At 77.6% G+C, this 25,192-nt stretch carries 20 protein-coding genes; 11 read left to right on the plus strand and 9 right to left on the minus strand.

Annotation, left to right across the window (positions count from 1 at the left end; all coding sequences use genetic code 11):
• The first annotated feature begins 46 nt into the window (after positions 1–46).
• Positions 47–820 carry a type 1 glutamine amidotransferase gene (locus tag BKA21_RS14275; protein WP_239073013.1) on the plus strand — a complete coding sequence of 258 codons (774 nt, stop codon included), beginning with the start codon at positions 47–49 and terminating at the stop codon, positions 818–820.
• Between the two features lie 99 nt (positions 821–919).
• Here the strand turns inward: BKA21_RS14275 and BKA21_RS14280 are convergent, their stop codons facing one another.
• The 4 genes from BKA21_RS14280 to BKA21_RS14295 all read right to left on the minus strand — a co-directional run bounded on the left by BKA21_RS14280 (position 920) and on the right by BKA21_RS14295 (position 8,023).
• On the minus strand, positions 920–1,684 hold the full coding sequence (locus tag BKA21_RS14280; protein ID WP_140460653.1) for a PspA/IM30 family protein: 765 nt from the start codon (positions 1,682–1,684) through the stop codon (positions 920–922).
• Between the two features lie 89 nt (positions 1,685–1,773).
• Positions 1,774–3,789 (minus strand): TPM domain-containing protein, encoded by a 2,016-nt coding sequence (locus tag BKA21_RS14285; protein ID WP_170209129.1) that lies wholly within the window; start codon positions 3,787–3,789, stop codon positions 1,774–1,776.
• Between the two features lie 149 nt (positions 3,790–3,938).
• Positions 3,939–5,588, minus strand: coding sequence for a DNA repair helicase XPB (locus BKA21_RS14290; protein ID WP_140460651.1), 1,650 nt, complete (start codon positions 5,586–5,588; stop codon positions 3,939–3,941).
• Between the two features lie 59 nt (positions 5,589–5,647).
• Positions 5,648–8,023: a helicase-associated domain-containing protein gene (locus tag BKA21_RS14295; protein ID WP_140460650.1), complete on the minus strand. Its 2,376-nt coding sequence runs from the start codon at positions 8,021–8,023 to the stop codon at positions 5,648–5,650.
• A 182-nt stretch (positions 8,024–8,205) separates the two neighbouring features.
• Between BKA21_RS14295 and BKA21_RS14300 the strand changes: the two genes are divergently transcribed.
• Entirely contained in the window at positions 8,206–9,372 is a 1,167-nt protein-coding gene (locus tag BKA21_RS14300; RefSeq protein WP_140460729.1) for a M20 metallopeptidase family protein, read from the plus strand.
• A 12-nt stretch (positions 9,373–9,384) separates the two neighbouring features.
• Here the strand turns inward: BKA21_RS14300 and BKA21_RS14305 are convergent, their stop codons facing one another.
• On the minus strand, positions 9,385–9,723 hold the full coding sequence (locus BKA21_RS14305; RefSeq protein ID WP_140460649.1) for a TraR/DksA family transcriptional regulator: 339 nt from the start codon (positions 9,721–9,723) through the stop codon (positions 9,385–9,387).
• A gap of 146 nt (positions 9,724–9,869) precedes the next feature.
• On the opposite strand from BKA21_RS14305, the gene BKA21_RS14310 reads away from it, so the two are divergent.
• The 4 genes from BKA21_RS14310 to BKA21_RS14325 all read left to right on the plus strand — a co-directional run bounded on the left by BKA21_RS14310 (position 9,870) and on the right by BKA21_RS14325 (position 15,388).
• Positions 9,870–10,253, plus strand: coding sequence for a cold-shock protein (locus tag BKA21_RS14310; protein WP_140460727.1), 384 nt, complete (start codon positions 9,870–9,872; stop codon positions 10,251–10,253).
• Positions 10,250–11,254, plus strand: a complete 1,005-nt coding sequence (locus tag BKA21_RS14315; protein WP_140460728.1) for a DUF3027 domain-containing protein — start codon at positions 10,250–10,252, stop codon at positions 11,252–11,254. The genes BKA21_RS14310 and BKA21_RS14315 overlap by 4 nt, the downstream gene beginning before the upstream one ends.
• A gap of 93 nt (positions 11,255–11,347) precedes the next feature.
• Positions 11,348–14,467: a sacsin N-terminal ATP-binding-like domain-containing protein gene (locus BKA21_RS14320; RefSeq protein ID WP_140460648.1), complete on the plus strand. Its 3,120-nt coding sequence runs from the start codon at positions 11,348–11,350 to the stop codon at positions 14,465–14,467.
• Between the two features lie 114 nt (positions 14,468–14,581).
• Positions 14,582–15,388: a CAP domain-containing protein gene (locus BKA21_RS14325; protein WP_140460647.1), complete on the plus strand. Its 807-nt coding sequence runs from the start codon at positions 14,582–14,584 to the stop codon at positions 15,386–15,388.
• Between the two features lie 23 nt (positions 15,389–15,411).
• On the opposite strand, the gene BKA21_RS14330 is transcribed toward BKA21_RS14325, so the two are convergent.
• Both BKA21_RS14330 and BKA21_RS14335 read right to left on the minus strand, forming a co-directional pair.
• The gene (locus tag BKA21_RS14330; RefSeq protein ID WP_170209125.1) at positions 15,412–15,663 is read right to left on the minus strand and encodes a DUF2530 domain-containing protein; all 252 of its coding nucleotides are present in this window, start codon (positions 15,661–15,663) and stop codon (positions 15,412–15,414) included.
• A 14-nt stretch (positions 15,664–15,677) separates the two neighbouring features.
• Positions 15,678–16,379, minus strand: coding sequence for an arsenate reductase/protein-tyrosine-phosphatase family protein (locus tag BKA21_RS14335; RefSeq protein ID WP_140460646.1), 702 nt, complete (start codon positions 16,377–16,379; stop codon positions 15,678–15,680).
• Between the two features lie 84 nt (positions 16,380–16,463).
• Here BKA21_RS14335 and BKA21_RS14340 point away from each other — a divergent pair, with 84 nt between their 5' ends.
• Positions 16,464–17,939, plus strand: a complete 1,476-nt coding sequence (locus BKA21_RS14340) for an NCS2 family permease (RefSeq protein ID WP_140460645.1) — start codon at positions 16,464–16,466, stop codon at positions 17,937–17,939.
• Here BKA21_RS14340 and BKA21_RS14345 read toward each other — a convergent pair.
• Both BKA21_RS14345 and BKA21_RS14350 read right to left on the minus strand, forming a co-directional pair.
• Positions 17,897–18,427 carry a VanZ family protein gene (locus BKA21_RS14345; RefSeq protein ID WP_140460644.1) on the minus strand — a complete coding sequence of 177 codons (531 nt, stop codon included), beginning with the start codon at positions 18,425–18,427 and terminating at the stop codon, positions 17,897–17,899. The two genes, BKA21_RS14340 and BKA21_RS14345, sit on opposite strands and share 43 nt — an antisense overlap.
• Positions 18,428–18,445: 18 nt before the next feature.
• Complete coding sequence (locus BKA21_RS14350; RefSeq protein WP_140460643.1) at positions 18,446–19,771, minus strand: EAL domain-containing protein; 1,326 nt, start codon at positions 19,769–19,771, stop codon at positions 18,446–18,448.
• Between the two features lie 200 nt (positions 19,772–19,971).
• Here BKA21_RS14350 and BKA21_RS14355 point away from each other — a divergent pair, with 200 nt between their 5' ends.
• The 4 genes from BKA21_RS14355 (at position 19,972) to BKA21_RS20235 (ending at position 25,123) form a co-directional block, all read left to right on the plus strand.
• Positions 19,972–21,297, plus strand: a complete 1,326-nt coding sequence (locus tag BKA21_RS14355) for a UDP-glucose dehydrogenase family protein (protein WP_140460642.1) — start codon at positions 19,972–19,974, stop codon at positions 21,295–21,297.
• A 119-nt stretch (positions 21,298–21,416) separates the two neighbouring features.
• Positions 21,417–21,842 (plus strand): MarR family winged helix-turn-helix transcriptional regulator, encoded by a 426-nt coding sequence (locus tag BKA21_RS14360; protein ID WP_140460641.1) that lies wholly within the window; start codon positions 21,417–21,419, stop codon positions 21,840–21,842.
• Positions 21,839–23,212, plus strand: a complete 1,374-nt coding sequence (locus BKA21_RS14365) for an MFS transporter (RefSeq protein WP_140460640.1) — start codon at positions 21,839–21,841, stop codon at positions 23,210–23,212. The genes BKA21_RS14360 and BKA21_RS14365 overlap by 4 nt, the downstream gene beginning before the upstream one ends.
• Positions 23,213–23,293: 81 nt before the next feature.
• Positions 23,294–25,123: a DUF4012 domain-containing protein gene (locus tag BKA21_RS20235; RefSeq protein ID WP_140460639.1), complete on the plus strand. Its 1,830-nt coding sequence runs from the start codon at positions 23,294–23,296 to the stop codon at positions 25,121–25,123.
• Positions 25,124–25,192: the final 69 nt, after the last annotated feature.

Raw genomic sequence — 25,192 nt, forward strand, 5'->3', positions numbered from 1 at the left:
ACCAGGGCCTTCGGCTCCTGGGCCGTCCGCCGCTACCGTGGAACGTGTGAGCGCTGACATCCTCGACCGCGTCGACGACCTCGCGGGGTCCGGCAGGACCCCCCGGGTGACCGTCGTGCAGAGCTCGCCCGACGTCGGGCTCGACCGTTTCGCCGGCTGGCTGGCCGACCTCGACGTGCGCGTCGTGCGCGCGGACCTGGGCGAGCCGCTGCCCGGCCCCACCGACGTCGGCGACGGCCTCGTCGTGCTCGGCGGGCAGATGTCCGCGCACGACGACGCCACCGCCCCCTGGCTGCCGGGCCTGCGCGACCTGCTCGCCGTGGTCTCCGCCACCGACGTGCCGGCGCTCGGCATCTGCCTCGGCGCGCAGCTGCTCGCCGTCGCGCGCGGCGGGCGCGTCGAGGTCGACGCCCCTCCCGGGCGCGAGGCCGGCGTCGTGGAGGTCCGCTGGCGGCCCGAGGCGGAGCAGGACGCCCTGCTGGGCGCGCTCGTGGCCCGGGCGGGCCGCAGCTCCCGGCAGCCGTCCATGCACGCCGACGCGGTCGTGGACCTGCCGCGCGGCGCCGTGTGGCTCGCGTCCTCCGCGACCTACCCGTTCCAGGCGTTCCGCATCGGCTCCGCCTGGGGCGTGCAGTTCCACCCCGAGGCGAGCCCGCAGACCCTCGTGGCCTGGGCGGGCACGCACGACGACACCGACACCGCCGCCGTCGCAGCCTCGGCGCACGAGCACGACGCCGAGGTCGCGGCCACCGGCGAGGCCGTCGCCCGCGCCTTCGCGGACCGCGTCCGGGCCCGCGCCGGGGCACCCGCCGTCGCCTGACCCCGCAGCGGCACCGGTCGTCCGTCCCGCCGACAGCCCGGTGCCCGCACGCAGCGACGCCCCCCGGTCGGCTCGACCGGGGGGCGTCGCCGCGTCGGCTCAGCGCTCGATCTCGGGCGTCACCGGGGTCGCGTCGAGCTGGAGGGGCGTCGACCCCTGCTTGAGCGCGGCGAGGCGCGCCTCGACCTCGAGCTGGGCGCCCGCGGACTCCAGCTCCGCGAACTGCGCGTCGAACGACGACGCCGCGATCTCCGCGTGCCCCATCGCCAGGGCCTCCTCGCGGCGGACCTTCTCCTCGAAGCGCGCGATCTCGCTCGTCGGGTCCAGCACGTTGATCGAGCCGATGGCCTCCTGCACGCGGCGCTGGGCCTCGGCCGACTTCTGCCGGGCGACCAGGGTGTCGCGGCGCTGCTTGAGCTGCCCCAGCTTGTCCTTCATCTGGGTGAGGCCGGTCTTGAGCTTCTCGACCGTCTCGCGCTGCGAGGCGATCACCGGCTCGGCGTCGCGCACCTCCTGCTCGGAGGTCATCTGCTTGCCGATCGCCACCCGGGCCAGGGCGTCGAACTTGTCGGCGTTCGCACCGTCGCCGGCCTGGCGGTACTGGTCGGCGCGGGCGGACGCGGCGAGGGCCTTCTGGCCCCACTCGCGGGCGGCGCGCACGTCCTCGTTGTAGTCCTGCTCGGCCAGGCGCAGGTTGCCGATCGTCTGCGCGATCGCCTTCTCCGCGTCGGCGATCGAGCCCGTGTAGTCCCGCACCAGCTGGTCCAGCATCTTCTGCGGGTCCTCGGCCTGGTCGATGAGGGCGTTGATGTTCGCCCGCGCCAGCTGCCCGATCCGTCCGAAGATCGACTGCTTCTCGGTCATCGCACTCGTGCCTCTCGTGTCGCTGCCTGCCTGGAAACCGTTGTCTGCCCCGCCCCGCCCGCGCCCGCCCAGCAGGCGCCGCAGCGCGCTCAGAACCCACCGCCGAAGCCGCCGTCGCCGAAGCCCCCGCCGTCGAAGCCGCCGCCGTCGCCGCCGCCCCAGTCGCCGCCGCCGAACCCGCCGCCGCCGCGCAGGATCGAGTCCAGCAGGATCCCGCCGAGCACCATCCCGCCGACCGTCGACGCGGTGTCCGAGCCGCGGTGCCCGCGGTGCCCGCCGTACCCGGGGCCGCCCCAGCCGCCGCCGTACGCGGCCTGCTGCTCGGCGTGGTCGACGTCCGCCTGCGCGAGGCGCTGCGCCTCGCCGACCAGGCGCTCACCGTCCTGCGCGGTGCGCAGCGCCGCCTCGGGGTCGGTCGCCCGCTGGTCGATCGCGCGCATGCGCAGGCGGTCGGCCTCGGCGAGCCGGGTGCGTGCCTGCGGGCCGACGGCGCCGCGGCGGGTGCTCACGTAGTCCGCGGTGGCGCGCACCGCGGAGTCCAGGCGGCCGACGGTCTCGTCGAGCAGCGCCTGCGCGCGGCGGGTGCGCTCGGCCTGCTCGCGCATCGGCGCCAGCGCCGCGTCGATGGCGGCCTCGGCGGCGGCGATGCGGGTGAGCGCCCCGAGCGGGTCGCCCGTGCCCTGGCGGGCCGCCTGCGCGACCTCCACGGCGGCGCGCGCCTCGATCTCACGCGGGGCGACCTGCGGGTTCCCCGCGGCGAGCCGGGCGGCGTCCGCGAGGTCGCTCGTGATCGACGCGATCGCGGCCTCCAGGCGCACGCCCGCGGCCGCGAGGTCCGCACCGGCGCCGTCCACGGCGTCGAGCAGGCGCCGGGCCTGGCCGACGGCCTCCTCGGCGGCCCGCGCGTACCCGACGGCGGTGGACCGCTCGCCCGCGGTGACCCGGGCGCGGCCCTGCGTCACGGCGTCCGCGGCCTCGTCGAGCAGCAGCGCCGCCTGGTCGGGGTTGCCCGCGACCGACGCCAGGGCGGTGGCCGGGTACCGGGCCGCCAGCGTGGCGAGCTGCGCGCGGGCCGGGTCGAGGCGGTCGCGCAGCGCGGCGGCCTCCCGCTCGTGCGCGTCGAGCGCGTCGTCCACGCGCTCCTCGACGGCCCGGAGCCGGTCGAACGCCTCCTTCTGCGCCTCGAGCTGCACGGCCACGTCCCGGCACAGGCGCAGGATCTGCGCGGACGTCGCGCGCACCTGCGGCTCGGTGTCGGGGATGTCGTCGTCGAGGGTCTGCCGCAGCCGGAAGGCCTCGGTCAGCCGCTCCTTGCCGCCGGCGAGCACGGTCTCGAACTCGCGGGTGCGCTCGGGCCCGAACTGCGCCTGCGCGAAGCCCAGCTCCTCCTCGGACGAGCGCAGCGCGTCGTCGAGCCGCACGAGCGCCTGCGCGGAGCGCCGGTCCAGCTCGGGGGTGGGCAGCGCGGCGAACTCGTCGGCCGCCGCGGCCTGCGGGGCGCCCGGCGCGCCGGCCGTCACGGCCGGGCCGTTCTTGCGGCGGCGCAGCGTGACGAGCAGGAAGACCGCGCCGATGGCGACCAGGCCGACCAGCAGCACGGTGACGAAGCCGCCGCCCCCGGACGACGTGGTGTCACCCGTCGCGGCGGCCTGCACGCCCTCGGCCGCCGTGACGGCGGCACCCGCCCAGGCGTCGTCACGCAGCTGGTCCTCGACGGACGCGGACAGCGCCTGCATCTCGTCGGTGGTGATCGACGTCGTCTCCTGCGGCGCGAGCGCGAAGCGGCGCGCCTCGGTCGCGACGGCCAGCACCACGTCGTCGGTGCCCAGACCGCTGGCGTCGGCGGTGGCCTGCGCCCACGCGACACCCTCGGCGGGGTCCGTGAACTCCGGCACGTAGACCACGTAGAGCTGGTGGTCCGTCGCCTGCGCGAGCTCGTCCAGCGCCGCCTCGACCTCCGCCACCTCGCCGGGCTGCAGGACCCCCGAGGAGTCCGTCAGCTCACCCGCCAGCGTCGGTGGCTCCACCGCCGACGCCGCGGGAGCACCCAGCAGCACGAGGGACGCGCCCAGCGCGACCACCCCGGCGACGACCCGACCTCGCACCGCACGCACCTGACGATCCTCTCTCCCTGCCAGCGCGCGTCGCAACGGACCGCTGCGCGCGCACCGGCACCCGTCGCAACGGACCAACCCTCCCGCAGGTTCCGGGGTCCCGCGTGCACACGGGGCCGGGACCGGGACCGGGGCCGAGGTCAGGCGGGCTGGGCGTCCAGGTCCTCGGCGTCCAGGATCGTGTACGCGTACCCCTGCTCGGCGAGGAACCGCTGCCGGTGCGCCGCGAACTCCTGGTCCACCGTGTCGCGCGCGACCACCGTGTAGAAGTGCGCGGTCTTGCCCGACGCCTTGGGCCGCATGATCCGCCCGAGGCGCTGCGCCTCCTCCTGCCGGGAGCCGAACGACCCCGACACCTGGATCGCCACGGACGCCTCCGGCAGGTCGATCGAGAAGTTCGCGACCTTCGACACCACGAGCCGGCTGATCTCCCCGGTGCGGAACGCGTCGAACAGCCGCTGCCGCTCGCGCACCGGCGTCTCGCCGGTGATGACGTCGGCGCCCACGTGCTCGGCGATCTCGTGCAGCTGGTCCAGGTACTGGCCGATGATCAGCGTCGGCTCGCCCGCGTGGCGCGCCACCAGGGCGTCGACCACGGCGTTCTTGCCCGACGCGGTCGCGGCCAGCCGGTACCGGTCCTCCGGCTCGGACGTCGCGTACGCCATCCGGTCCGCGTCGGGCAGCGTCAGGCGCACCTCGGTGCAGTCCGCGGGCGCGATGTAGCCCTGCGCCTCGATGTCCTTCCACGGCGCGTCGAACCGCTTGGGGCCGATGAGGCTGAACACCTCGTCCTCGCGGCCGTCCTCGCGCACGAGCGTGGCCGTCAGACCCAGGCGGCGCCGGGCCTGCAGGTCGGCCGTCATGCGGAAGATCGGCGCGGGCAGCAGGTGCACCTCGTCGTAGACCACCAGGCCCCAGTCGCGGGCGTCGAGCAGCTCGAGGTGCGTGTAGACGCCCTTCCGCCTCGTGGTCAGCACCTGGTAGGTCGCGATCGTCACCGGGCGGACCTCCTTGCGGGTGCCCGAGTACTCGCCGATCTCGTCCTCGGTGAGGCTGGTGCGCCGCACCAGCTCGTCGCGCCACTGCCGCGCGCTGACGGTGTTGGTCACGAGGATGAGCGTTGTCGTCGAGCTCTTCGCCATCGCCGCGGCGCCCACGATCGTCTTGCCCGCGCCGCACGGCAGCACCACGACGCCCGAGCCGCCGTGCCAGAACCCCTCGACCGCCTGGTCCTGGTAGGGCCGCAGCGTCCAGCCGTCCTGCGCCAGCTCGATCGCGTGGGCCTCGCCGTCGACGTACCCCGCGAGGTCCTCCGCGGGCCAGCCCAGCTTGACCAGCACCTGCTTGAGGTGGCCGCGCTCGGACGGGTGCACGACCACGTCGGTCTCGTCGATGCGTGCGCCCAGCAGCCCCGCCGTCTTCTTCGACCGGGCGACCTCGGCCAGCACCGCCGGGTCGAGGGCGTGCAGGACGAGGCCGTGCACGGGGTGCTGCACGAGCTGCAGGCGCCCGTAGCGGGACATCGTGTCGGCGACGTCGACGAGCAGCGCGTGCGGCACCGGGTACCGGCTGTACTGCAGCAGCACGTCGACGACCTGCTCGGCGTCGTGGCCCGCGGCGCGCGCGTTCCACAGGCCCAGCGGGGTCAGCCGGTAGGTGTGCACGTGCTCGGGCGCGCGCTCGAGCTCGGCGAACGGGGCGATGGCACGGCGGCACGCGGCCGCCTGGTCGTGGTCGACCTCGAGCAGCAGCGTCTTGTCGCTCTGGACGATGAGCGGGCCGTCGGGCACGGCGCCCTCCTCGGGGTGGGGTGCGGGTGGGGATCAGGCGGTGCGGGGTCGGGGCGGGCTCAGGGTGCGGTGTCGGCCGGGCCGGCCGCGTGGACGCCGGCGATGCGGTGCACCGCGACGGTCAGCTCGGCCTCGCGGCGCGGGTCGAGCGCCCGCAGCCGGCCGCCCTCGACGCGCAGCGGCCGCAGCAGCCGTCGCGTCGGCCGCCCGTCGGGGCCGACCATCTCGACCCACACGTCCGTGCGGGACGACGCCGCCTCGCGCAGGAGCACCAACGCGTCCGCGGGCTCCCGTGTTCCGTCCCCGGCCGCGGGCTCGTCCGGCGAGGGTGCGCCGTCGGACCGGCCCGACCGGCGGGGGCGTGGCGCGGCCGGGGCGGCGCCGCGCGCGGGCCCGGAGCCGTCCGTGCCGCCCGTGGCGCCCGTGCCGCGGACCTCGGCGTCGCGCAGCGCGCGGGCCACCGCGACGGCCCGCGTGCCCGCGGCGGCCTCGCGCACGGCGCCGTCCTGCACGCGGCGGCGCGCCCGCGTCGCGGCCCGTCCCCGCACCCGGCGCGCCGCGGTGCCGGTGGGGACGACCACGCCGTGGCCGTCCTCCGCGACCGGTGCCAGGCCGTGCCGGCGCAGGGCGTCGAGCACCTCCGCGGGACCCGCCTGCGCCACCAGCACCGTCGGCGCGAGCAGGCGCAGGCCGAGCCCGGCCAGCCGCGGGTCGTCGGGCAGCCCGGCCAGCAGCGCGGGGTCGTCGGCGCGCACGTACGCCGACGCCGCACCCGCGCGGACGCGCCCGTGGCGGCGGGCGACGTCCCGGACCAGGTACTCCAGCGGCTGCGGCACGCCCCCGCGGGCCACGGCCGCGAGCCGGTCGAGCAGCGCGTCGGCGCCCAGCCCGCCGTCGAGCGCGGCCAGCACCGACGCGGGCGTGAACCGCACGGTGACCGCGCCGCCGCGCGACTCGACCTGCGCCGCGGTCTCCAGCAGCTCCTCCAGGGCGTCCCCGGGCCGCCCCGGCACCACCCCGGTCAGGTCGCCCTGCAGCAGGATCTCGTCGACCGGTGCGGGCAGGTCGGCGGCGAGCGCGGCCGCGGCGTCGTCGCGCCCGGCGTCGTCGGCGGCGTCCAGCAGCGCGCGGCCGGCCCGGGACAGCGCGCCGGCCCCGGTGACGCCGAGCTGCTCGGCCTCCGTGAGGAGCGCCTGCACGGCGCCGCGCGGCGGCACCGCCCGGGGGGTGCGCCACGCGAGGACCGCCAGGACCGCGTCGGCGTCGGGCGCGGCACCGGGTCCCGCCCCGGCGGCGAGCACCTCCAGCACGGCCCGGCGCAGCCGGGGCACCCAGGGCCGGGCGAGCTCGGGGTCGAGCGCGGCGCGCACACCGCCCTTCTCGTCGCGCGTGCCGACCTGCCACGGCGTGCGCGGGGATGCCAGCCACGCCCGGGCGAGCAGCGCCCAGCGCCGCGGCACGTCGCCCGCGGCCCACACGTCCGCGTCGACCGTGGGCACGAACGCCGGCCGCTCCTCGCCGTCGTCGGCGAGCAGGCCCGCGGCGGCGGCGAGCTCGACGAGCCAGGCCGCGTGCGGCTCGTCGACCTCGAGGGTCTGCGCGGTGCGCCGCAGGTCGCGCACGCCGAGGCCGCCGGCGCGCAGCACGGGCGGCGGCGCGTCCTCCCAGGCCTGCAGCAGGCGCCGGACCTGGCGCACCGTGCGCTCGGCGGCGGCGGTGGACTCCGCGGCCACGGTGGCCGCCGGGCGGACGGGGGAGGCGGGCGCCGGCTCGGTGGCGGGGGCGCGGTGCGTGCGCCCGTCGCGCAGGCGCAGCGCGAGCGTCCGGGGCAGCACCACGTGCTCGGCGTCCGGGCGCGCGAGCAGGCCGTGGGCGACCAGCGCCCGCACGGCCTGCGCGCCGGGGGACCCCGCCGGGGGCACGCGTCCGACCGGCGGCCCCCACGTCAGGGCGTCGAGCACCTGGGCGGCTCCCGCGGGGGCGTCGGCCAGCGCCGCCGCCGGGTCCGCCGGGACCGCGTCGTCGGAGGCCGGGTCCGCCGGGGCGAGGCCGGCGACGTGGGTGCCGAGCACGTCCGCGAGGCCGGGCGCCGCGTGCAGGCGCCCGGCCTCGTCGGGGTGCAGCAGCGCCAGCCGCACGGCGGTCCCCGCCGCGTCGGCGACCGCCGGGGCGTCCGAGGCCCCCGCGCCCACCGCGCGGGCGACGTCGTCGGGCGTCGGGGGTGCGTCGCCGAGCACGACGACGGACTCCAGGACCTGCAGCACCAGGGCGTCGAGCCCGGCCAGCGCACGCTCCAGGCTCGCGCGGCTCGTGGCGCGCGCGGCCAGCGACGCCAGGGTCGCGGGCGACGGCGACGCCAGGTCCGGGCGGGCGGTGAGCAGCGCGACGAGCGCGTCGTCGTCGCACGCGCGCAACCAGCCGGAGAACGAGGGCATCGTCCTCACGATACGCAGCGGGGCGCGCACCCGCCCCGGGCGTCGGGACGCCGGGACCTACTGCACCCGGGTGCGGTGTGCCAGGGTGGTCGGGCGACGGACCGGTCCGTCGCGGAGCGGGAGGGTACGACGTGGCACTGGCGGCCGAGGTCCTGGAGGCGCTGCGCGTCGACGCGGCGACGATGCTCGACGAGACGGCCGCGCTGCGGCACGCGCTGCACCGGGTGCCCGAGATCGGGCTCGACCTGCCGCGCACGCAGCGCCTGGTGCTCGACGCGCTGGAGCCGCTGGGCCTCGAGGTCCGCACCGGCACCGCCCTGTCGTCCGTCGTCGCGGTGCTGCGGGGCGCCCGCCCGGGTCCCGCGGTGCTGCTGCGCGGGGACATGGACGCGCTGCCCGTCACCGAGGACACCGGCGAGCCGTTCACGTCCGGCCACGCGGGCGTCATGCACGCGTGCGGGCACGACCAGCACGTGGCCGGGCTCGTCGCCGCGGCGCGGCTGCTCGCCGCGCGCCGCGACGAGATCGCCGGCTCCGTCGTGCTGATGTTCCAGCCCGGCGAGGAGGGCCTCGGGGGTGCGCGCCTCATGATCGAGGAGGGCGTGCTCGACGCCGCGGGGGAGCGCGTCGTGGCCGCCTACGGGCTGCACGTCATGTCCTCGACGCTGCCCGCGGGCGTCGTCGCGTCGCGCCCCGGCACCCTCATGGCCGCGTCCGACACCGTGCACGTCACCGTCCACGGGCGCGGCGGGCACGGCTCCAAGCCGTACCTCGCGCTCGACCCGGTGCCGGTCGCGGCGGAGATCGTCCTCGCGCTGCAGACGATGGTCACGCGCCAGCTCGACGTGTTCGACCCCGTCGTCGTGACCGTCGGGCGCGTCGAGGCGGGGACGAAGGACAACATCATCCCGGAGGTCGCGTACCTCGACGCGACCGTGCGGACCTTCAGCGAGGCGACCCACGCGGCGGTGCCCGAGCGCATCGCCCGCGTCGCGCACCACGTGGCCGCCGCGCACGGGCTCACCGCCACCGTCGACTACCAGCGCGGCTACCCCGTGACGGCCAACGACGCCCACGAGGTCGCCCGCGCCGCCTCCCTGACGCGCGCGACGTTCGGCGCCGACGCCTGGGTCGACGCCGCCGAGCCGGTGCCGGGGGCGGAGGACTTCTCGTACGTGCTCCAGGAGGTGCCGGGCGCGTTCGTGTTCGTCGGTGCCACGCCCGCGGGCGAGGACCCGGCCACGGCCCCGTACAACCACAGCCCGCAGGCGCGGTTCGCCGACGACGCGCTGGCCGTGGGGCCCGCGCTCCTCGCGGCGCTGGCGCTGGACCGGCTCGCCGAGGGCTGAGCGCCGCCCGGCTCAGGCGTGCCGGACGCAGCGCGTCGCGGTCGGGCGCGCGGCCAGCCGGGCGTCGTCGATCGGCGCGCCGTCGACCTCGCACCGCCCCCAGGTGCCCGCCGCGACCCGGTCGAGGGCCGCGTCGACCTCGACCAGGCGCCGGCGGGCGTCGGCGGCCAGCGCCTCCAGCTGGGCGCGCTCGAACGCGATCGTCGCGCCCTCGGGGTCGTGCTCGTCGTCGACGTTGGCCCCGCGGGCGGCCTCGACGACGTCCGTGCGGGCCGCGCCGAGCCCGTCGAGACGGTCGAGCACCTCGGCGCGCAGCGCGTGCAGCAGGGCGCGTGCCCGGTCGGCCTCCACCCGGGCAGTCCACCACGCGCCCGGTGCGGCCGCGCGGCGCGGCGGACGGGGCGGGCGAGAATGCGCGTGCCCGGCCCGGTAGCCTGGGGCCGCCAGCACTGGCAGCACCGACATCAGCAGCACCCGACAGCAGCAAGGGGTCCGACGTGCCCACCGGCAAGGTCAAGTGGTTCGACAGCGAGCGCGGCTTCGGCTTCATCGCCACCGACGACGGTGGCGAGGTCTTCCTGCACGCGTCCGCGCTGCCCGCCGGGGTCACGGCGCCCAAGCCGGGCACCAAGGTGGACTTCGGCGTGGCGGACGGCCGCCGCGGCCCGCAGGCCCTGTCCGTGACGTTCCTCGACCCGGTCCCCTCGGTCGTCAAGGCCAAGCGGCCGCCGGCCGACGAGATGGCCGTGGTCGTCGAGGACCTCATCAAGGTGCTCGACAACATCGGCAACGACCTGCGCCGCGGGCGGTACCCCGAGGGCTCGCGCTCGACCCAGTACGCGAGCCTGCTGCGGGCCGTCGCGGACAAGCTCGAGGCCTGAGCGTGGCCACCAAGGACGCCGTCCTCGACCGGGCCGTGGACCTCGCGCGCGAGGTCGCGCTGGAGATCGCGCACGAGCCCACCGACGTCGGGGACTACCTCGGTGCCGTGCACGAGGGCGAGCGCCTGGTCTCCCACCGGTTCGCGTGCACCGCGCGCGGCTACCGCGGGTGGGAGTGGACCGTCACGGTCGCCCGCGTGCCGCGCGGGCGGACCGCCACGGTCTGCGAGGCCGAGCTGCTGCCCGGCGAGGACGCGGTGCTGGGCGCCGCGTGGGTGCCGTGGTCCGAGCGGCTGCGCCCCGGGGACATCGGGCCCGGCGACGTCGTGCCGTTCCGCGCCGACGACCCGCGCCTGGAGCCCGGGTGGACGCCGTCCGGCGACCCCGAGCTCGACGCCGTCGCCATCGAGGAGCTCGCCCTGGCCCGCGTGCGGGTGCTCGCGCCGCAGGGGCGCGACGAGGCGGCCGAGCGCTGGTACCGCGGGTCCCGCGGGCCGACGACGCCGGGCGCCGTCGCGTCCGCCGCCGCGTGCGGGTCGTGCGGGTTCCTCGTGCCGCTCCAGGGCTCGCTCGGCACGGTCTTCGGCGTGTGCGCGAACGAGTGGTCGCCCGACGACGGCAAGGTCGTCAGCCTCGACCACGGCTGCGGCGCGCACTCCGAGACGGACGTCGACCCGGTGCCGACGGACTGGCCCGCGCCCGACCCGCTCATCGACGAGATGAGCGTCGAGCTCGTCACGCTCCGCACGCCGCCGGCGCCCGAGGCGGAGGCCACCGGCGCGGACGTCGACCCGGCGCCCGCCGAGGAGCCCGTGGACGGGGACGCCGCGGAGGTCGCCGCGGGGACGGACGGCACGGTCGTCGCCGAGCAGGAGACGCCGCTCGCGGACGTCGCGCCGGCGCCCGGCACCGCGGCCGGCGTGCCCGAGGACGTCGCGTCCGAGCCCGAGGACGTCGCGCCCGAGCCCGAGGTGACCGAGGCGTCCGACCCCACCGCCTGACCCCGTCCCCGCGCTCCCGGTGCGTCGGGGTGCACGGGGGCGCGCCACCGCTACGGTGATCCGCGAGGCAGGTGCGGGGGAGCGGGAGGCGCGGTGACCGGCGGCTGGGGCGCGGCGGGCGACGACGACTTCGGCACGGCCGGGCTGCGCGCCGCGGTGCTCGGGGCGTGGCGCGCGTCGCCCGCGCGGCTGCGCGAGGACGCCAACGCCGAGGAGGACCACGCCCGCGGGTACTACCGCGACCGCGTCCTCGTCGAGCTGGCCCAGAACGCCGCGGACGCCGCCGTCCGGGCCGGCGTGCCCGGCCGGCTGCTGCTGCGCGTGGCCCGCGACCCCGACGGCGGTACCGTGCTCGTCGCCGCCAACACCGGGGCGCCCCTGGACGCCGCGGGCGTCGCCTCGCTCGCGACGCTGCGCGCCTCCGCCAAGCGCGACGGGCACGGCGCAGGGCTCGTCGGCCGGTTCGGGGTCGGGTTCGCCGCGGTCCGGGCCGTCGCCGACGAGGTCGCCGTCTGCTCGACGTCGGGCGCGGTGCGGTTCTCGCTCGCCGACACCCGTGCCGCGCTCGCGCAGGCGTCCGCCGACGTGCCCGGCCTCGCGGAGGAGGTGCGCCGCCGGGACGGCTCCCTGCCGGCGCTGCGGCTGCCCTGGCCCGCGACGGGCCGCCCGCCCGGCGGCTACGACACGGCCGTGGTGCTGACGCTGCGCGACGAGGTCGCGCTCGACGAGGTCCGGGGCCTGCTCGCCGAGGTCGGCGACGCCCTGCTGCTGGCCCTGCCCGGTCTCGTCGAGGTGGTGGTCGAGGACGTCGACGCCCCGTCGCGCCGGGTCGCGGACGTCGGCCGGCGCTGGCGCGTCCGCACCGCGCACGGGGAGGTCCCGCTGACGGCGGTCGCCGACCGGCCCGTCGAGGAGCGCGCCGCCCGCGCCTGGCGCGTGACCTGGGCGCTGCCGCGGGCCGGGGCGGCGGTCGACGCCCTCGGCGGCCCGGGGCCCGCTGCGGGCCGGTGGGCGCCCGTCGTGCACGCCCCGACCCCCACCGACGAGCCGTGCACGCTGCCCGGCCTGCTCGTCGCCACCCTGCCGCTCGACCCCGCCCGCCGGCACGTCGTGCGCGGGCCGCTGACGGACGTCGTCCTCGCCGCCGCGGCCGACACGTGGGCCGCGCTGGCCCGCGACGTCGCGGCCGACGGCGGCGACGCCCTCGCGCTGGTGCCCACGGGCCTGGCCGGCGGGTGGCTCGACGGCGAGCTGCGGGCCCGTGCCGTCGAGGCGATGGCCCGCACGCCGCTGCTGGCGCCCGCGGTCGGCGACGAGCTCGTCGCACCGGCCCGCGCGACGGTGGTGCGCGACCTGACGGACGACGCCGCGCTCACGGTGCTCGGCGCGCTCGTCGCCGGCATGGTCCGGGTGCCGCCGGGCGGCGCGGCGGCGGCCCGGACCCTGGGCGTGGAGGAGCGCGGCCTGGCCGACCTCGTCGAGGAGCTCCCGGCCACCGCGGGGCTGGACTGGGCGGGGCTGTACGGCGCGCTCGACGCGGCCGGCCACGACGCGCGCGTGCGCGAGCAGCTCGCCGCCCTGCCGGTGCCGCTGCTCGACGGCCGGGTGGTGCGCGGGCCGCGTGGCACGGTCGTGCTCGACCCCGGGGTCGTGGCGGCGCTCGACCCGCAGACGACGGCGACGCTGCGCGCGTGGGGGCTGCGGGTCGTCGACCCCGCGGCCGCGCACCCGCTGCTGGGCCGGCTCGGCGCGCAGACCCTCGACGGTGCCGGCCTGCTCGCCCACCCCGCCGTGCGGCAGGCCGTCCTGGGCCAGGCCGACGACGACGACCTCGACCGGGCCGCGGACGTGACCGCGACCGTCCTCGACCTCGTCGCGGCGCTGCCGGCGGGCCCGGACGGCGTTCCCGCGCTGCCCGCGGACGCGGCCTCGTGGCTCGGGCTGCTCACGCTGCCGGCCGCCGACGGCGAGCCCACCCCGGCGCACGGGCTGGTGCTGCCGGGCTCGGTCGCGGCGGACCTGCTCGACCCGCGGGTCGTCGCCCCGGTCGCCGCGGTCGCCGTCGACCGGTGGGGACCGGGCGCGCTGGCGGCCGTCGGGGTCCGCGCCGACCTCGTCGTCACGCCCGTGCCCGACGTCGTCGCGGGCGTGGGGCCCGACGACGACGGCGACGACCCCGCGGCGCTGGCGGCCGCGTCGCTCGACGGCTGGACGGAGTACCTCGACGACCTCGCCGACCTGCTCGGCGACGGCGCCTACGCGGGCGACCTCGTGGCGGTCGCGGACCTCGACGCGGTCGACGAGGACGCGTGGCCGGCCGTCCTCGCGCACGTCGCGGCCGACCCGCGCCTGCGGTCCGCGCTGCTGACCCCGGTCCGCGGCGAGCAGACGGGGGCGACGGCGCCGTCCTACACGGCCTGGTGGGTGCGCACGCGCGCCGAGCTGCCCGTGCCGGGCGTGTTCGCGCTGCCCGGCGCGCAGGGCCTGCCGGCGCAGCTCGTGCCGCCCGTCCCGGCGGTCCTGGCCGGGCTCGACGCCGGTGCGCTGCGGGCGCTCGGCGGCGTGGGGTCGCTCGCCGAGCTGCCGCCCGCCGACTGGCCGCACGTGCTCGACCGGGTCGGCCGGCCGGGGGCGCGGGTCCCGCTGGACGTGGCGGCGGCGCTGTGGCGCGCGTGGGCGGCCGGTGCGCTGCCCGCGGACCCGCCCGCGGCGGTCGTCGCGCTGGCGGGTGCGGGTGCGGTGGTCGTCGACGCCGAGGACGCGGTGGTCGCGGACGGGCCGCAGTGGTGGCAGCGCACGGACCTCGGGCCCGTGGTGCCCGTGCCCCCGACGGGCCCCGGCGCTGCCGCTGACGAGGGCGCCGCGGCGCGGCTCGCGGCGGGCCTGGACCTGCCGCTCGCGTCGGCGGCGTGCGCCGGTGCGGTCGACGGGGCACCGGGCGAGGTCGAGCCGGTCCCCGACGACGTCGCGGCCCTGCTGCCGGGCGCACCGGCGACGTGGTGGCGGCACGACGAGCTGCGCGTCGACGACGCCGAGGTCGAGTGGTGGGTGGAGGGCGCGGGCCCGGGTGCGGTGGTGCGTGCCGTGCACGTGGCGGGCCTCGCCGCCGGCCTCGCGGTCGCCGCCGGGCGGTGGCACCTGCGGGCGGCGCTCGAGGCCCTGCTGGCGGGCGACGGGGGGCCGGACGCGGTGCTGGACGTCGCGCTGGGCTGAGGCCGGCTCGGGCCGCGCGGGGCCCCGGCAGCATCATGAGAGGTCCGTGAGAGGTCGGTGAGAGACAGACCCGCACAGACCGGGCAAAGGTCACGAAGAGGTAACGTCCCCGGCATGTCGTCCACCACGCCGAGCCGTCGCGACCTCCGCCGCCAGGAGCGCAAGCGCCCGGGGGTGGGCATGCGCGTGGCCCGCGTCCTCGCACCGGTCGTCGTGCTCGCGGGCACCGCCGCCTTCGTCGTCGGGGCCGCGCCGGGCGCGCAGGCCCCGACGGGGGAGGTCGCGGCCGGCGCCGACCTGGTCACCCGCACGCTCGAGATGGCCAGCCGGAACGCGTCCCGCACCCCGTCCGCGACGACGACGGCGGGCGGCGGGCCGAGCACCAGCCCCACCGCGACCCCGGCCGCCTCGCCCGAGCCCGAGCCGGCACCCGAGCCCACGCCGGAGCCGGCGCCCGAGCCCGCCGCCGAGCCCGAGCCCGCGCCGGAGCCGGCCCCCGCGCCGGAGCCCGCGCCGGAGCCGGCCCCCGAGGAGGCCGTGCTCGCCGCGTCCACCAGCGCCGAGGCGTCCCTCGCCGACCAGATCGTCGAGGCGACCAACGCCGAGCGCACCGCCGCGGGTCTGCCCGCGTTCACCGTCTCGTCCTGCGCCACCGGTCAGGCCGTGTCCCGCACGGCCGTCCTGGTCGCCGAGGGCCGGTTCGAGCACGACCCGCTCGACCCGATCCTCGCGGAGTGCGGGTCGGGGACCGTCGGCGAGAACCTCTCGCTCGGCTACCCCGACGCCGCGTCGACGGTCGAGGGCTGGATGAACTCGCAGGGCCACCGCGAGAACATCCTGCGGACCTCGTTCAAGCAGATCGGCGTCGGCTGCACCGAGGGTCCGGACGGCATGCTCTGCGCCCAGGTCTTCCTGGGCTGAGACCCGGCGCGCGGGAGGCCCCGTCAGTCGGTCGGCGGCACCCGCACGTCGTGGCGCAGCGCCCACGTGGTGGCCCCGACGCCGATGACCGCACCGGCCGCGCAGATCGCCACGGCGAGGCTCGTGTCACGGCCGACGAGCCAGCCGACGGCCGACGCCACGAGGCCGAGGACCCACAGCGCGGTGCCGACGCCCATGACGTGCGCCAGGTCGACCTCGAGCGGCGGCGGCGGGGTACGCCGCGGGTGCAGCAGGGTGTCGAAGATCGAACGCACGGGGTGGAGCCTAGTCAGCCGGGCGGCCCTGCCGGCCCCGTGCGGGCCCTGCCGCCCGGACGGTCACCCACGGGCCGGGCCAGCAGCACGGCCGCGAGCGCGTCCAGGGCGGGCAGGATCTGCCCGAACGACCGCCGGTACAGCGCGTCCGAGCCGCCGATGGGGTCGACGACGTCGTCGGCGTGCACCGCGCCCCGCCGCGCGGCGGAGCCGCGGCGCCACCACGCCGCGGGGTCGGCGTCGAGCGGCGGGACCCGCCCGCGGGTCGAGGCGAGGGTGTCGGGCACGGCACGGACCCGGTCGACCACCCACCCGCCGGGCACCCGGCCTGCCGCACGCAGCAGGTGTGCGGCCTCCCGCAGGGTCGCGGTGCGCCGCACGGCGGCGGGCGAGAGCACGCTCACCGCGGAGCGGTGCTCGCGCGTCATGGTGAGCACGAGGTCGGCGCCGTCGACCAGCTCGGCGGTCAGCTGCCGGGCGACGAACCCGTCGAGCGTCCCGCCCGCGGCCTCGACGAGCGGGGCCATCGGCGCGCTCGCGGGGGCGCCGACGACCGCGCGGGTGCCGGCGGACACGACCCGCACGCCCGTCCCCGCCAGGCGCGCGGCGAGCACCCGCTCGGCCGCGGGGGACCGGCACACGTTGCCGGTGCACACGAGCAGCACCGTCGCCGGTCGCCGTGCGGGCACGGTGACGGGGCGGGGGTGCGGGTCCATCGGCGCATGATCCCACCCGGGCGCGCCCCGCGCCGGGACGGCGGTCGTCCGGGGGCGGGCGTGTCCTCTGCCAGACTTCCGCCCATGGCGACCACTTCGGACGAGGAGAAGCGCACGGCGCCCCGCAACGCCGTCGACCGGTTCTTCAAGATCAGCGAGCGCGGCTCGACCGTCGGCACCGAGATCCGTGGCGGTCTCGTCACGTTCTTCACGATGAGCTACATCGTCGTGCTCAACCCGCTCATCCTCGGGTTCGCGCCCGACGGTACCGGGGCGTTCCTCGGCGGCGGCCCCGGCGACGGCTCGAACCTGCCGGCGATCGCGGCCGCGACGGCGCTGGTGGCGGGAGTGCTGTCGATCCTCATGGGGGTCGTCGCGAACTTCCCGATCGCCCTGGCCGCGGGCCTGGGCCTGAACGCGGTCGTGGCGTACACGATCGCGGCGCTGCCGGGCATGACGTGGGCCGACGCGATGGGCGTCGTCGTCCTCGAGGGCCTGATCATCCTGGTGCTGGTGCTCACGGGGTTCCGGACGGCGGTGTTCCGCGCGGTCCCGCTGGAGCTGAAGACCGCCATCAGCGTCGGCATCGGCCTGTTCATCGCGCTGATCGGTTTCGTCAACGCGGGCTTCGTCCGGACCGGGGCCGGCACGCCCCTCGAGCTCGGCGTGGGCGGGTCGCTGGCCGGCTGGCCGATCGCCGTGTTCGTCGTCGGCCTGCTGGTCGCGATCGTGCTGCAGGTCCGTCAGGTGCGCGGCGGGCTGCTCATCGCGGTGGTCGGCACGACCGTCCTCGCGGTGGTCGTCCAGGCCCTCACCGGCGTGGGCGCCGGCGGCGAGGACAACCCGACGGGGTGGCACCAGAACGTGCCGGCGGTGCCCGACCAGCTCGTGCAGCTGCCGGACCTGTCGCTGCTCGGCCAGTTCTCGCTGCTCGGCTCGTTCGCCAAGATCGGCGCGCTGTCGGTGCTGCTGCTGGTGTTCTCGCTGCTGCTCGCGGACTTCTTCGACACGATGGGGACGATGGTCGCGGTCGGCGGCGAGGCCAAGCTCCTCGACGCCGAGGGCAGCCCGCCCGGGGCGCAGCGCATCCTCGTCGTGGACTCGCTCGGCGCGATCGCGGGCGGGGCGGGCTCGGTGTCGTCGAACACGGCGTACATCGAGTCGGCGTCCGGCGTCGGCGACGGGGCGCGCACGGGCCTGGCGTCGGTCGTCACGGGCGTGGCGTTCCTGCTGGCCACGTTCCTGTCCCCGCTGGTCGCGATGGTCCCGTCCGAGGCCGCGGCGCCCGTCCTGGTCGTCGTGGGCTTCCTCATGGTCGTGCAGGTCGCGGGCATCGACTGGCGCTCGTACGAGGTCGGCGTGCCGGTGTTCCTCACCATGGTGCTGATGCCGTTCACGTACTCGATCACCGCGGGGATCGGCGCGGGCTTCATCGCCTACGTCGTCATCAAGGTGGCCGTGCGCAAGGCGCGCACCGTGCACCCGCTCATGTGGGTCGCGGCGGCGGCGTTCGTCGTCTACTTCACGCTCGGCCCGATCCGCGAGGCGCTCGGCGCCTGACGCCGGGGGTCGTCGCCCGTCGCCCGGGCGGCGACCCCCGCACCGTCGCCGGCACGTCGCCGGCGCACGGCGAGCACCACCCGCAGCGCCAGCAGGCCCAGCGCGGCGCCCACGGTGTTGAGCACGACGTCCTGGACCGTGGGGACCCGGGTCGGCAGCCAGCGCTGGACGGTCTCGATGGCCGCCGACGTGACGAGGGCCAGCGGCACCACGACCCGGTCGCCCCCACGGGCCCGGGCCGGCAGGGCCAGGCTGACGAGCACGCCGAAGGGCACGAACATCACGACGTTCGCGACCGCCTCGACCCCCAGGTACGTGACCGGCAGGCCGTGGGCGGTGAGCCACGCCACGAGCCGCTCGACGCGTGAGAGCGTGCCGGCGTCGGCGGGCGCCGGCCCCAGCGTGACGGCCGCGACGGCCGCCAGGTAGATGACGAGCAGCACGCGCACGGCACGCACGGGGGCGCGCCGGACCGGGCGCTCAGCCACGGGTCGGGTGCGGCCGGGTCACGCGAACGAGGCCCACACGCGGGCGACGTCGTACCGCGACCAGCGCCGGCCCGCGGGGGTGCGGCGCCCGGCGCCGTTGACGAGCACGGTCGTCTCGCGCAGCGACAGGCCGGCGGTGCGCGCGTCGGACACGAGGGCGAGCGCCGCGACGTCCACGCCGCCGACCGACCACGGCACGTCCTCGGCGTCGACCGGGGCCTGCTGCATGAGGGCAGCGGTGGCGCGGGTGTGGCTCAGCGCGGTGACCCCGTGCCGGCGCGCGTGCTCCAGGACCGCCCAGTGCGCGGCGCGGTCCCCGGACGTGGACGTCGCCCCGCGCTCGAGCCACGGGTCGACGACGACCGCGTCCACGGGCAGCTCGTCGAGCGCCTCGGGGGTCTCGCGGCCCGACCCGTACCCGGTGAGAACGATCGTCGACCCGCGGGCGCGCAGCAGCGTGAGGGCCTCGAGCACGTCGGGCGGCCCGTCGAGCAGCGACGCCGCGACGCCGACCCACACGTGCGCGGGGCAGTGCTCGACCAGCAGCTCGGCGAGCGGGGCGCGCTGGGGCCCTGCCGCCGCGAGCACGCACGTCGCGTCCCACAGCAGCGGGCCGTGCCCGCGCAGGGGGTCGGTGAGCCGGGCGGTGGCCGCCATGACGGCGCGCGCGGTGTCCAGGAACGGCACGGGCCGGGTGATCGACAGCAGCTGCTCCACGCGGGGCGCGTCCCGGGGGCCGACCGTGCTGGGGTGGTGACGCACCTGGGACGCCACCCGGGTGCCGGTCCACGCGTCGAACAGCGGGGTCCGGGCGACCGTGGTCGCCTCGGTGTGCGGCTGCGGCAGCCGGCCCTGCGGCAGCGCGAGGCGGGACAGGGCCCGGGTGACGACCGCGGGGGACTCGGCGGCGGCACCCTGGGCCTCGGCGAGCAGCGGCGAGCGGCCCGCGCCGCGGTCGAGCTGCTCGACGAGCAGCGGCAGGTGCGCGCGCAGGGTGCGCGCCTCGGCGTGGGTCGTGCGCGCCAGGTACACGGCGGTGCCGTCCACGGGGCTGACCACGGAGCCCGGCAGCCCCGCGCCCCACAGGTCGAGCTGGTCGGCGAGCAGCCGCTCGGCGTCGTCGAGGCCGTCGCCGCGGCCGGGCAGGGCGTCGAGGGTGCGGGGGCCGGTGGCGGCCGCGACCACGGTGAGCACCTGGTCCTCGCCCATGCCGGCGACGCAGGACGGGGTGATCCCGGGCAGGTTGGGGCGCCCCGTCACCGGGTCGGTCGTGCTGCTGCGGCGTCGTTCGACCTGCAGGAGGTCCACGCTCGGCCCGCCGCGCCGGTGCTCGTCGTTCGTCACTCGTCCTCCCCCATGACCTGACTCTGCCGCCTGCGCGGGGGACACGCCAGGCCCGCTCACCCGGACGCGCCCAGGATCACCCTGTGTCAGGGCCGCGGCGGCGCACGTCGTCGGCGTGCCGCGCGCGGGACCGTCGGCGCACCGGGGGCCGTGCCGGGCCCGGTAGTCTGCGCTGGTTCCGTCATACCTAGGAGGACGACGTGCGGCTCTCCGTCATCGGCTGCGGCTACCTCGGAGCCGTCCACGCCGCGAGCATGGCCCACCTCGGGCACGAGGTCGTGGGCGTCGACGTCGACGCCCGCAAGGTCGAGCAGCTCGCGTCGGGGACGGCACCGTTCTACGAGCCGGGGCTGCCCGAGCTGCTCACGGACGTCCAGGGCACGGGCCGGCTGACCTTCAGCACGGAGATGTCCGCGGCCGCCGGCGCCCGCGTGCACTTCCTGTGCGTGGGCACCCCGCAGAAGCACGGCGAGTTCCGGGCCGACCTGTCGTACGTCGACGCCGCGTTCACGGCGCTGCTGCCGTTCGTGCAGCCGGGCGACCTGGTCGTGGGCAAGTCGACCGTGCCGGTCGGCACGGCCGAGGACCTCGCGGCCCGCCTCGAGGGCACCGGCGCGACGCTGGTGTGGAACCCCGAGTTCCTGCGCGAGGGCTTCGCCGTGCAGGACACGCTGCACCCCGACCGCCTCGTCTACGGGCTGCCGACGGACGGCGACGGCGAGCCGACCGCCGAGGGCGTGCGGGCGCGCGAGGTGCTCGACGAGGTGTACGCGACGCCGCTCGCCGACGACACCCCGCTGGTCGTCACGGACTACGCGACGGCCCAGCTGGTGAAGGTCGCGGCCAACTCGTTCCTGGCGACGAAGATCTCGTTCATCAACGCCATGGCCGAGCTGTGCGAGGCCACGGGGGCCGACGTCACGCGCCTCGCCGACGCGATCGGCTACGACGCGCGCATCGGGCGGCGCTTCCTCAACGCAGGCCTGGGCTTCGGCGGCGGCTGCCTGCCCAAGGACATCCGCGCGTTCATGGCGCGGGCCGGCGAGCTCGGCGTCGACCAGGCCCTGTCGTTCCTCAAGGAGGTCGACTCGATCAACATGCGCCGCCGCGTGCGCGTGGTCGACCTGGTGCGCGAGGTCTGCAACGGCTCGATCGTCGGCAAGCGCGTCGCGGTGCTCGGTGCCGCGTTCAAGCCGGAGTCGGACGACATCCGCGACTCGCCGGCGCTGTCGGTGGCCGCGCAGATGCAGCTGCAGGGCGCGCACGTCACGGTGACGGACCCGCAGGCCGTCGCGAACGCCCGCGCCAAGTGGCCCGACCTCCGCTACGCCGCGACCGTCGAGGACGCGGTCGCCGGTGCGGACGTCGTGGTGCTGGCCACGGAGTGGGAGCAGTACCGCGCGCTGGACCCGCAGACGGTGGGCGCCCTCGTGGCGCAGAAGGCCGTGGTCGACGGCCGCAACGTGCTCGACCCGGCGTCGTGGCGCGCGGCGGGCTGGACGTACCGCGCGCTCGGTCGCCCCTGACGCGACGCCACGGACCTCGACGGCCCGTCCGCCCCCTGCCGGGGCGGGCGGGCCGTCGTCGTGCGCCGTCCGGGTGACCGGATGTCGTGAACCGAGGTAATGATGTAGGGTAACGACACGTGCCGACCACCGCCCTCACCCTCGCCGCCGAGCTGCGCGTCTCCCTGGGCCGGGCCACCCGCCGCCTCAAGGCCGAGCGCGGCGACGCGGGCCTGTCCGACCCCCAGTTCAACGTCCTCGCGATCCTGCACCGCGACGGACCCATGTCGCCCGGCCAGCTCGCCGACGCCGAGCGCATCCAGCCCCCCGCCATGACGCGCACCGTCAGCTGCCTCGCCGACCGCGGCCTCGTCCGCAAGGACGAGCACCCCACCGACGGCCGGCAGGTCGTCGTCAGCCTCACCGCCGAGGGCGAGGCCGAGGTCCACGAGACCCGCCGCCGCCGCGACGCCTGGCTCGCGGCCCGCCTCGACGAGCTCGACGACGCCGAGCGCCGCACGCTGCGGGACGCCGCCGAGCTCCTCAGGAGGATCGCCACCGCGTGAGTGCCACCTTCTCCTCGCTGACCTTCCGCAACTACCGGCTCTGGTTCGCCGGCGCGCTCGTCGCCAACATCGGCACCTGGATGCAGCGCGTCGGTCAGGACTGGCTCGTCCTGACCGAGCTGACCGACGACTCCGGTGTCGCCGTCGGCATCACCACCGCGCTCCAGTTCGGCCCCACCCTCGTCCTGTCCGCCTGGGCCGGCCTGCTCGCCGACCGGTTCGACCGGCGCCGGCTGCTCGTCGCCACCCAGGTCACGCAGGGCCTGCTCGCCGCGGGCCTCGGCGTGCTCGTGCTGTCCGGCCACGCCCAGCTCTGGCAGGTCTACGCCTTCGCCGGGCTGCTCGGCTGCGTGTCCGCCATCGACCAGCCCGTGCGCCAGACCTTCGTCGCCGAGCTCGTGCCGGCGGGGCGGCTGTCCAACGCCGTCGGGCTCAACAGCGCGTCGTTCAACGCCGCGCGCCTCGTCGGCCCCGGGCTCGCCGGGCTCCTCATCGCCGCCGTCGGCACCGGCTGGGTGTTCGTCATCAACGCCGTCTCGTTCGCCGCGACGATCGTGTCGATCACCGCCATGCGCCGCGCGGAGCTCTACCCGATGCCGTCCGCGCCGCGCGCCAAGGGGCAGATCCGCGAGGGCATCGCCTACGTGCGCAGCCGCACCGACATCGTCGTCATCATGGTCGTCGTCGGCGTGGTCTCCACGTTCGGCCTGAACTTCCAGCTCACCAGCGCCCTCATGGCCCGCACCGAGTTCGGCCGGGGCGCCCAGGAGTACGGCGTGCTCGGGTCCGTGCTGGCCATCGGCTCGCTCACCGGTGCGCTGCTCGCCGCGCGCCGCGACCGGCCCCGCGTGCGGCTGGTCATCGGCGCGGCCTTCGCCTTCGGTGTCGCCACGGGCGTGCTCGCGCTCATGCCCACCTACCTGACGTTCGCGATCGCGTGCATCCCCGTCGGCCTCGCCTCGCTCACGATGATGACCGCCGCCAGCTCCGCGATCCAGATGAGCACCGACCCGGCCATGCGCGGGCGCGTCATGTCCCTCTACATGGTCGTCTTCCTCGGGGCCACACCCGTGGGCTCGCCCGTCGTCGGCTGGATCGGGGAGACGTTCGGCGCCCGCTGGGCGATCGGCGTCGGCTCGATCAGCGCCCTCGTCGTCTCGCTCGGCGCCGCGTGGTGGGCCCGGACCCACTGGAACGTGCGCGTGCGCTACCACGTGGCCGGCCGCCCCCACGTGGAGGTCGTGCACCTGGCCGACGCCGCCCACCGCCCCGACGGCCCCGACCCCACCCGCCCCGGCGACGAGCGCGCCCGCACCGCACCCGCCCGGGTCGGCGCCCAGGACGCCGCCGACGCGCAGTCCGCGGCCTGAGGCGGCGCCCGCCGCCGCGCCCGCGGGTGAATGTCCCGCCGGGCACGATGCCCGGTTCGTCCGCCGTGCGACGATCGCCGGGTGAGCACACGCGACGACGCCGCGCCCACGGCCGCGAGCACCGGCGCGGACGACGAGCCGGCGTCGGGCGCCCCGGCCGGGCCGCGGCGCACCCGCCACGCCCGCCGCGCCGGCGTGGTCGTCGCGGTCCTGCTGGTCGTGCTCCTCGCGCTCGCCGGCTGGGTGGCCTGGCGCGGCTACCAGGCCGCCACCGCGCTGCAGGACGCCCGCGACCAGCTGGCCGACGTCGACCTCGACCCGGCGGACGCGGGCGCCGCCACCACCGACCTGTCCGCCGACCTCGTCGCGGTCCGCGAGAGCACGGCGCGCGCCCGGTCGGCGACCGACGACCCGGTGTGGGCGCTCGCGGAGCACGTGCCGTGGGTCGGCGCCCAGCTCGAGGCGGTCCGCGTCGTCTCCGTGGCCGTCGACGACCTCGCCACCGACGCGCTGCCCGCCCTCGACGCGGTGGGCACCCTGCTCGACGGTGCGCTGCGCACCCCGGACGGGCAGGTCGACGTCGACGCGCTGCAGGTCGCGGCCGACGAGGTCGGCGCCGCCGCGGCGACGACCTCACGGGCCCGCGCACAGGTCGACGGGCTCGACCCGGACGGGCTCGTCGGGGCGCTGGCCGGCCCGGTCGGCGACGTCCAGGCGACGCTGGCCGAGGCCGACGAGCGGCTGGCGCCGGCGGCCGGCGCCCTCGCGCTGCTGCCGCCGATGCTCGGCGCCGACGAGCCGCGCACCTACCTCGTCCTCGCCCTGAACACCGCCGAGCTGCGCACGGCCGGCGGCATCGTCGGGTCGGTCACCGCGGTGCGGGCCGACGCCGGGGCGCTCGAGGTGGTGGCGCAGCGGTCCACCGCGGACCTGCCCCCGCTCGACGAGCCGGTGCTCCCGCTCGCGGAGCAGGAGCTGGCCGTGCACACCGACGCGCTCGGCCGCTGGGTCCAGAACGCGACCGCGACCCCCGAGTTCCCCCGCACCGCCGAGCTGGTCGCCGCCCGCTGGGCGCGGGACGTGGGCGGCGCGGTCGACGGGGTCGTGGCCACCGACCCGGTGGCCGTGGGCGCCCTCGTCGGCGCCCTCGGCGGCGTCGACGACCCCGACGGGGGAGAGCTGTCCGGCGACGGCCTCGTCGGCGCGCTGCTGCGCGAGGCGTACCTGGCGCACCCCGACGGCGCCGACGCGGACGCGTACTTCGCCACCGTCGCCGCGTCCGTCCTGGACGCCGTCACCAGCGGGCGGGGCGACGCGCCGGCGCTGCTGGACGCGGTGCGGGGCACGGTCGACGAGCGGCGCGTACGCGTGTGGTCGGCGCGCCCGGCCGAGCAGGAGGTGCTCGCGGGCACCGTCGTCGGCGGCACGTTCCTCGACCCGGGGCACGACGACGTGGTGGGCCTGTTCCTCAACGACGCGACGCAGGGCAAGGTCGGTGCGTACCTCGCCACCGACGTGACCTTCACCGACGCCCGGTGCACGGGCGAGCAGCCGGCCGTCACCGTGGTGCTGGACCTCGCGTACGACCCGCCGGCCGACGTGGCGTCGTTCCCGCTGGTCGTGACCGGGACGGCCGACGGCGTGCCGGTCGGGTCGCTCGCGACCACCGTCTCGGTGTGGTCCGCGTCCGGGGACCCCGTGCCGACCCTGCGGCGCGACGGGACGGTCGTCGGCGGGGACCGCGACGACGTGGACGGCCGCACGGTGCAGCGGATCTCGTCGGTGCTCGTGCCCGGCCAGGACCAGCGGATCACCGTCGAGGTGCCGCTGCACGACGGCGCGGCCACCGTCCGCACGACCCCGACGCTCACGTCCCCCGGCGAGCACGCGTTCGCCTGCGGGACCGGGTGAATCGGGCATCTCGGGAGGTATCACCCGCTCGGCGGCTTGGTTCCGCGCGTCCGGTCCGGGACGATAAGG

It is taken from the genome of Cellulomonas oligotrophica, assembly GCF_013409875.1.
Lineage (GTDB): Bacteria > Actinomycetota > Actinomycetes > Actinomycetales > Cellulomonadaceae > Cellulomonas > Cellulomonas oligotrophica.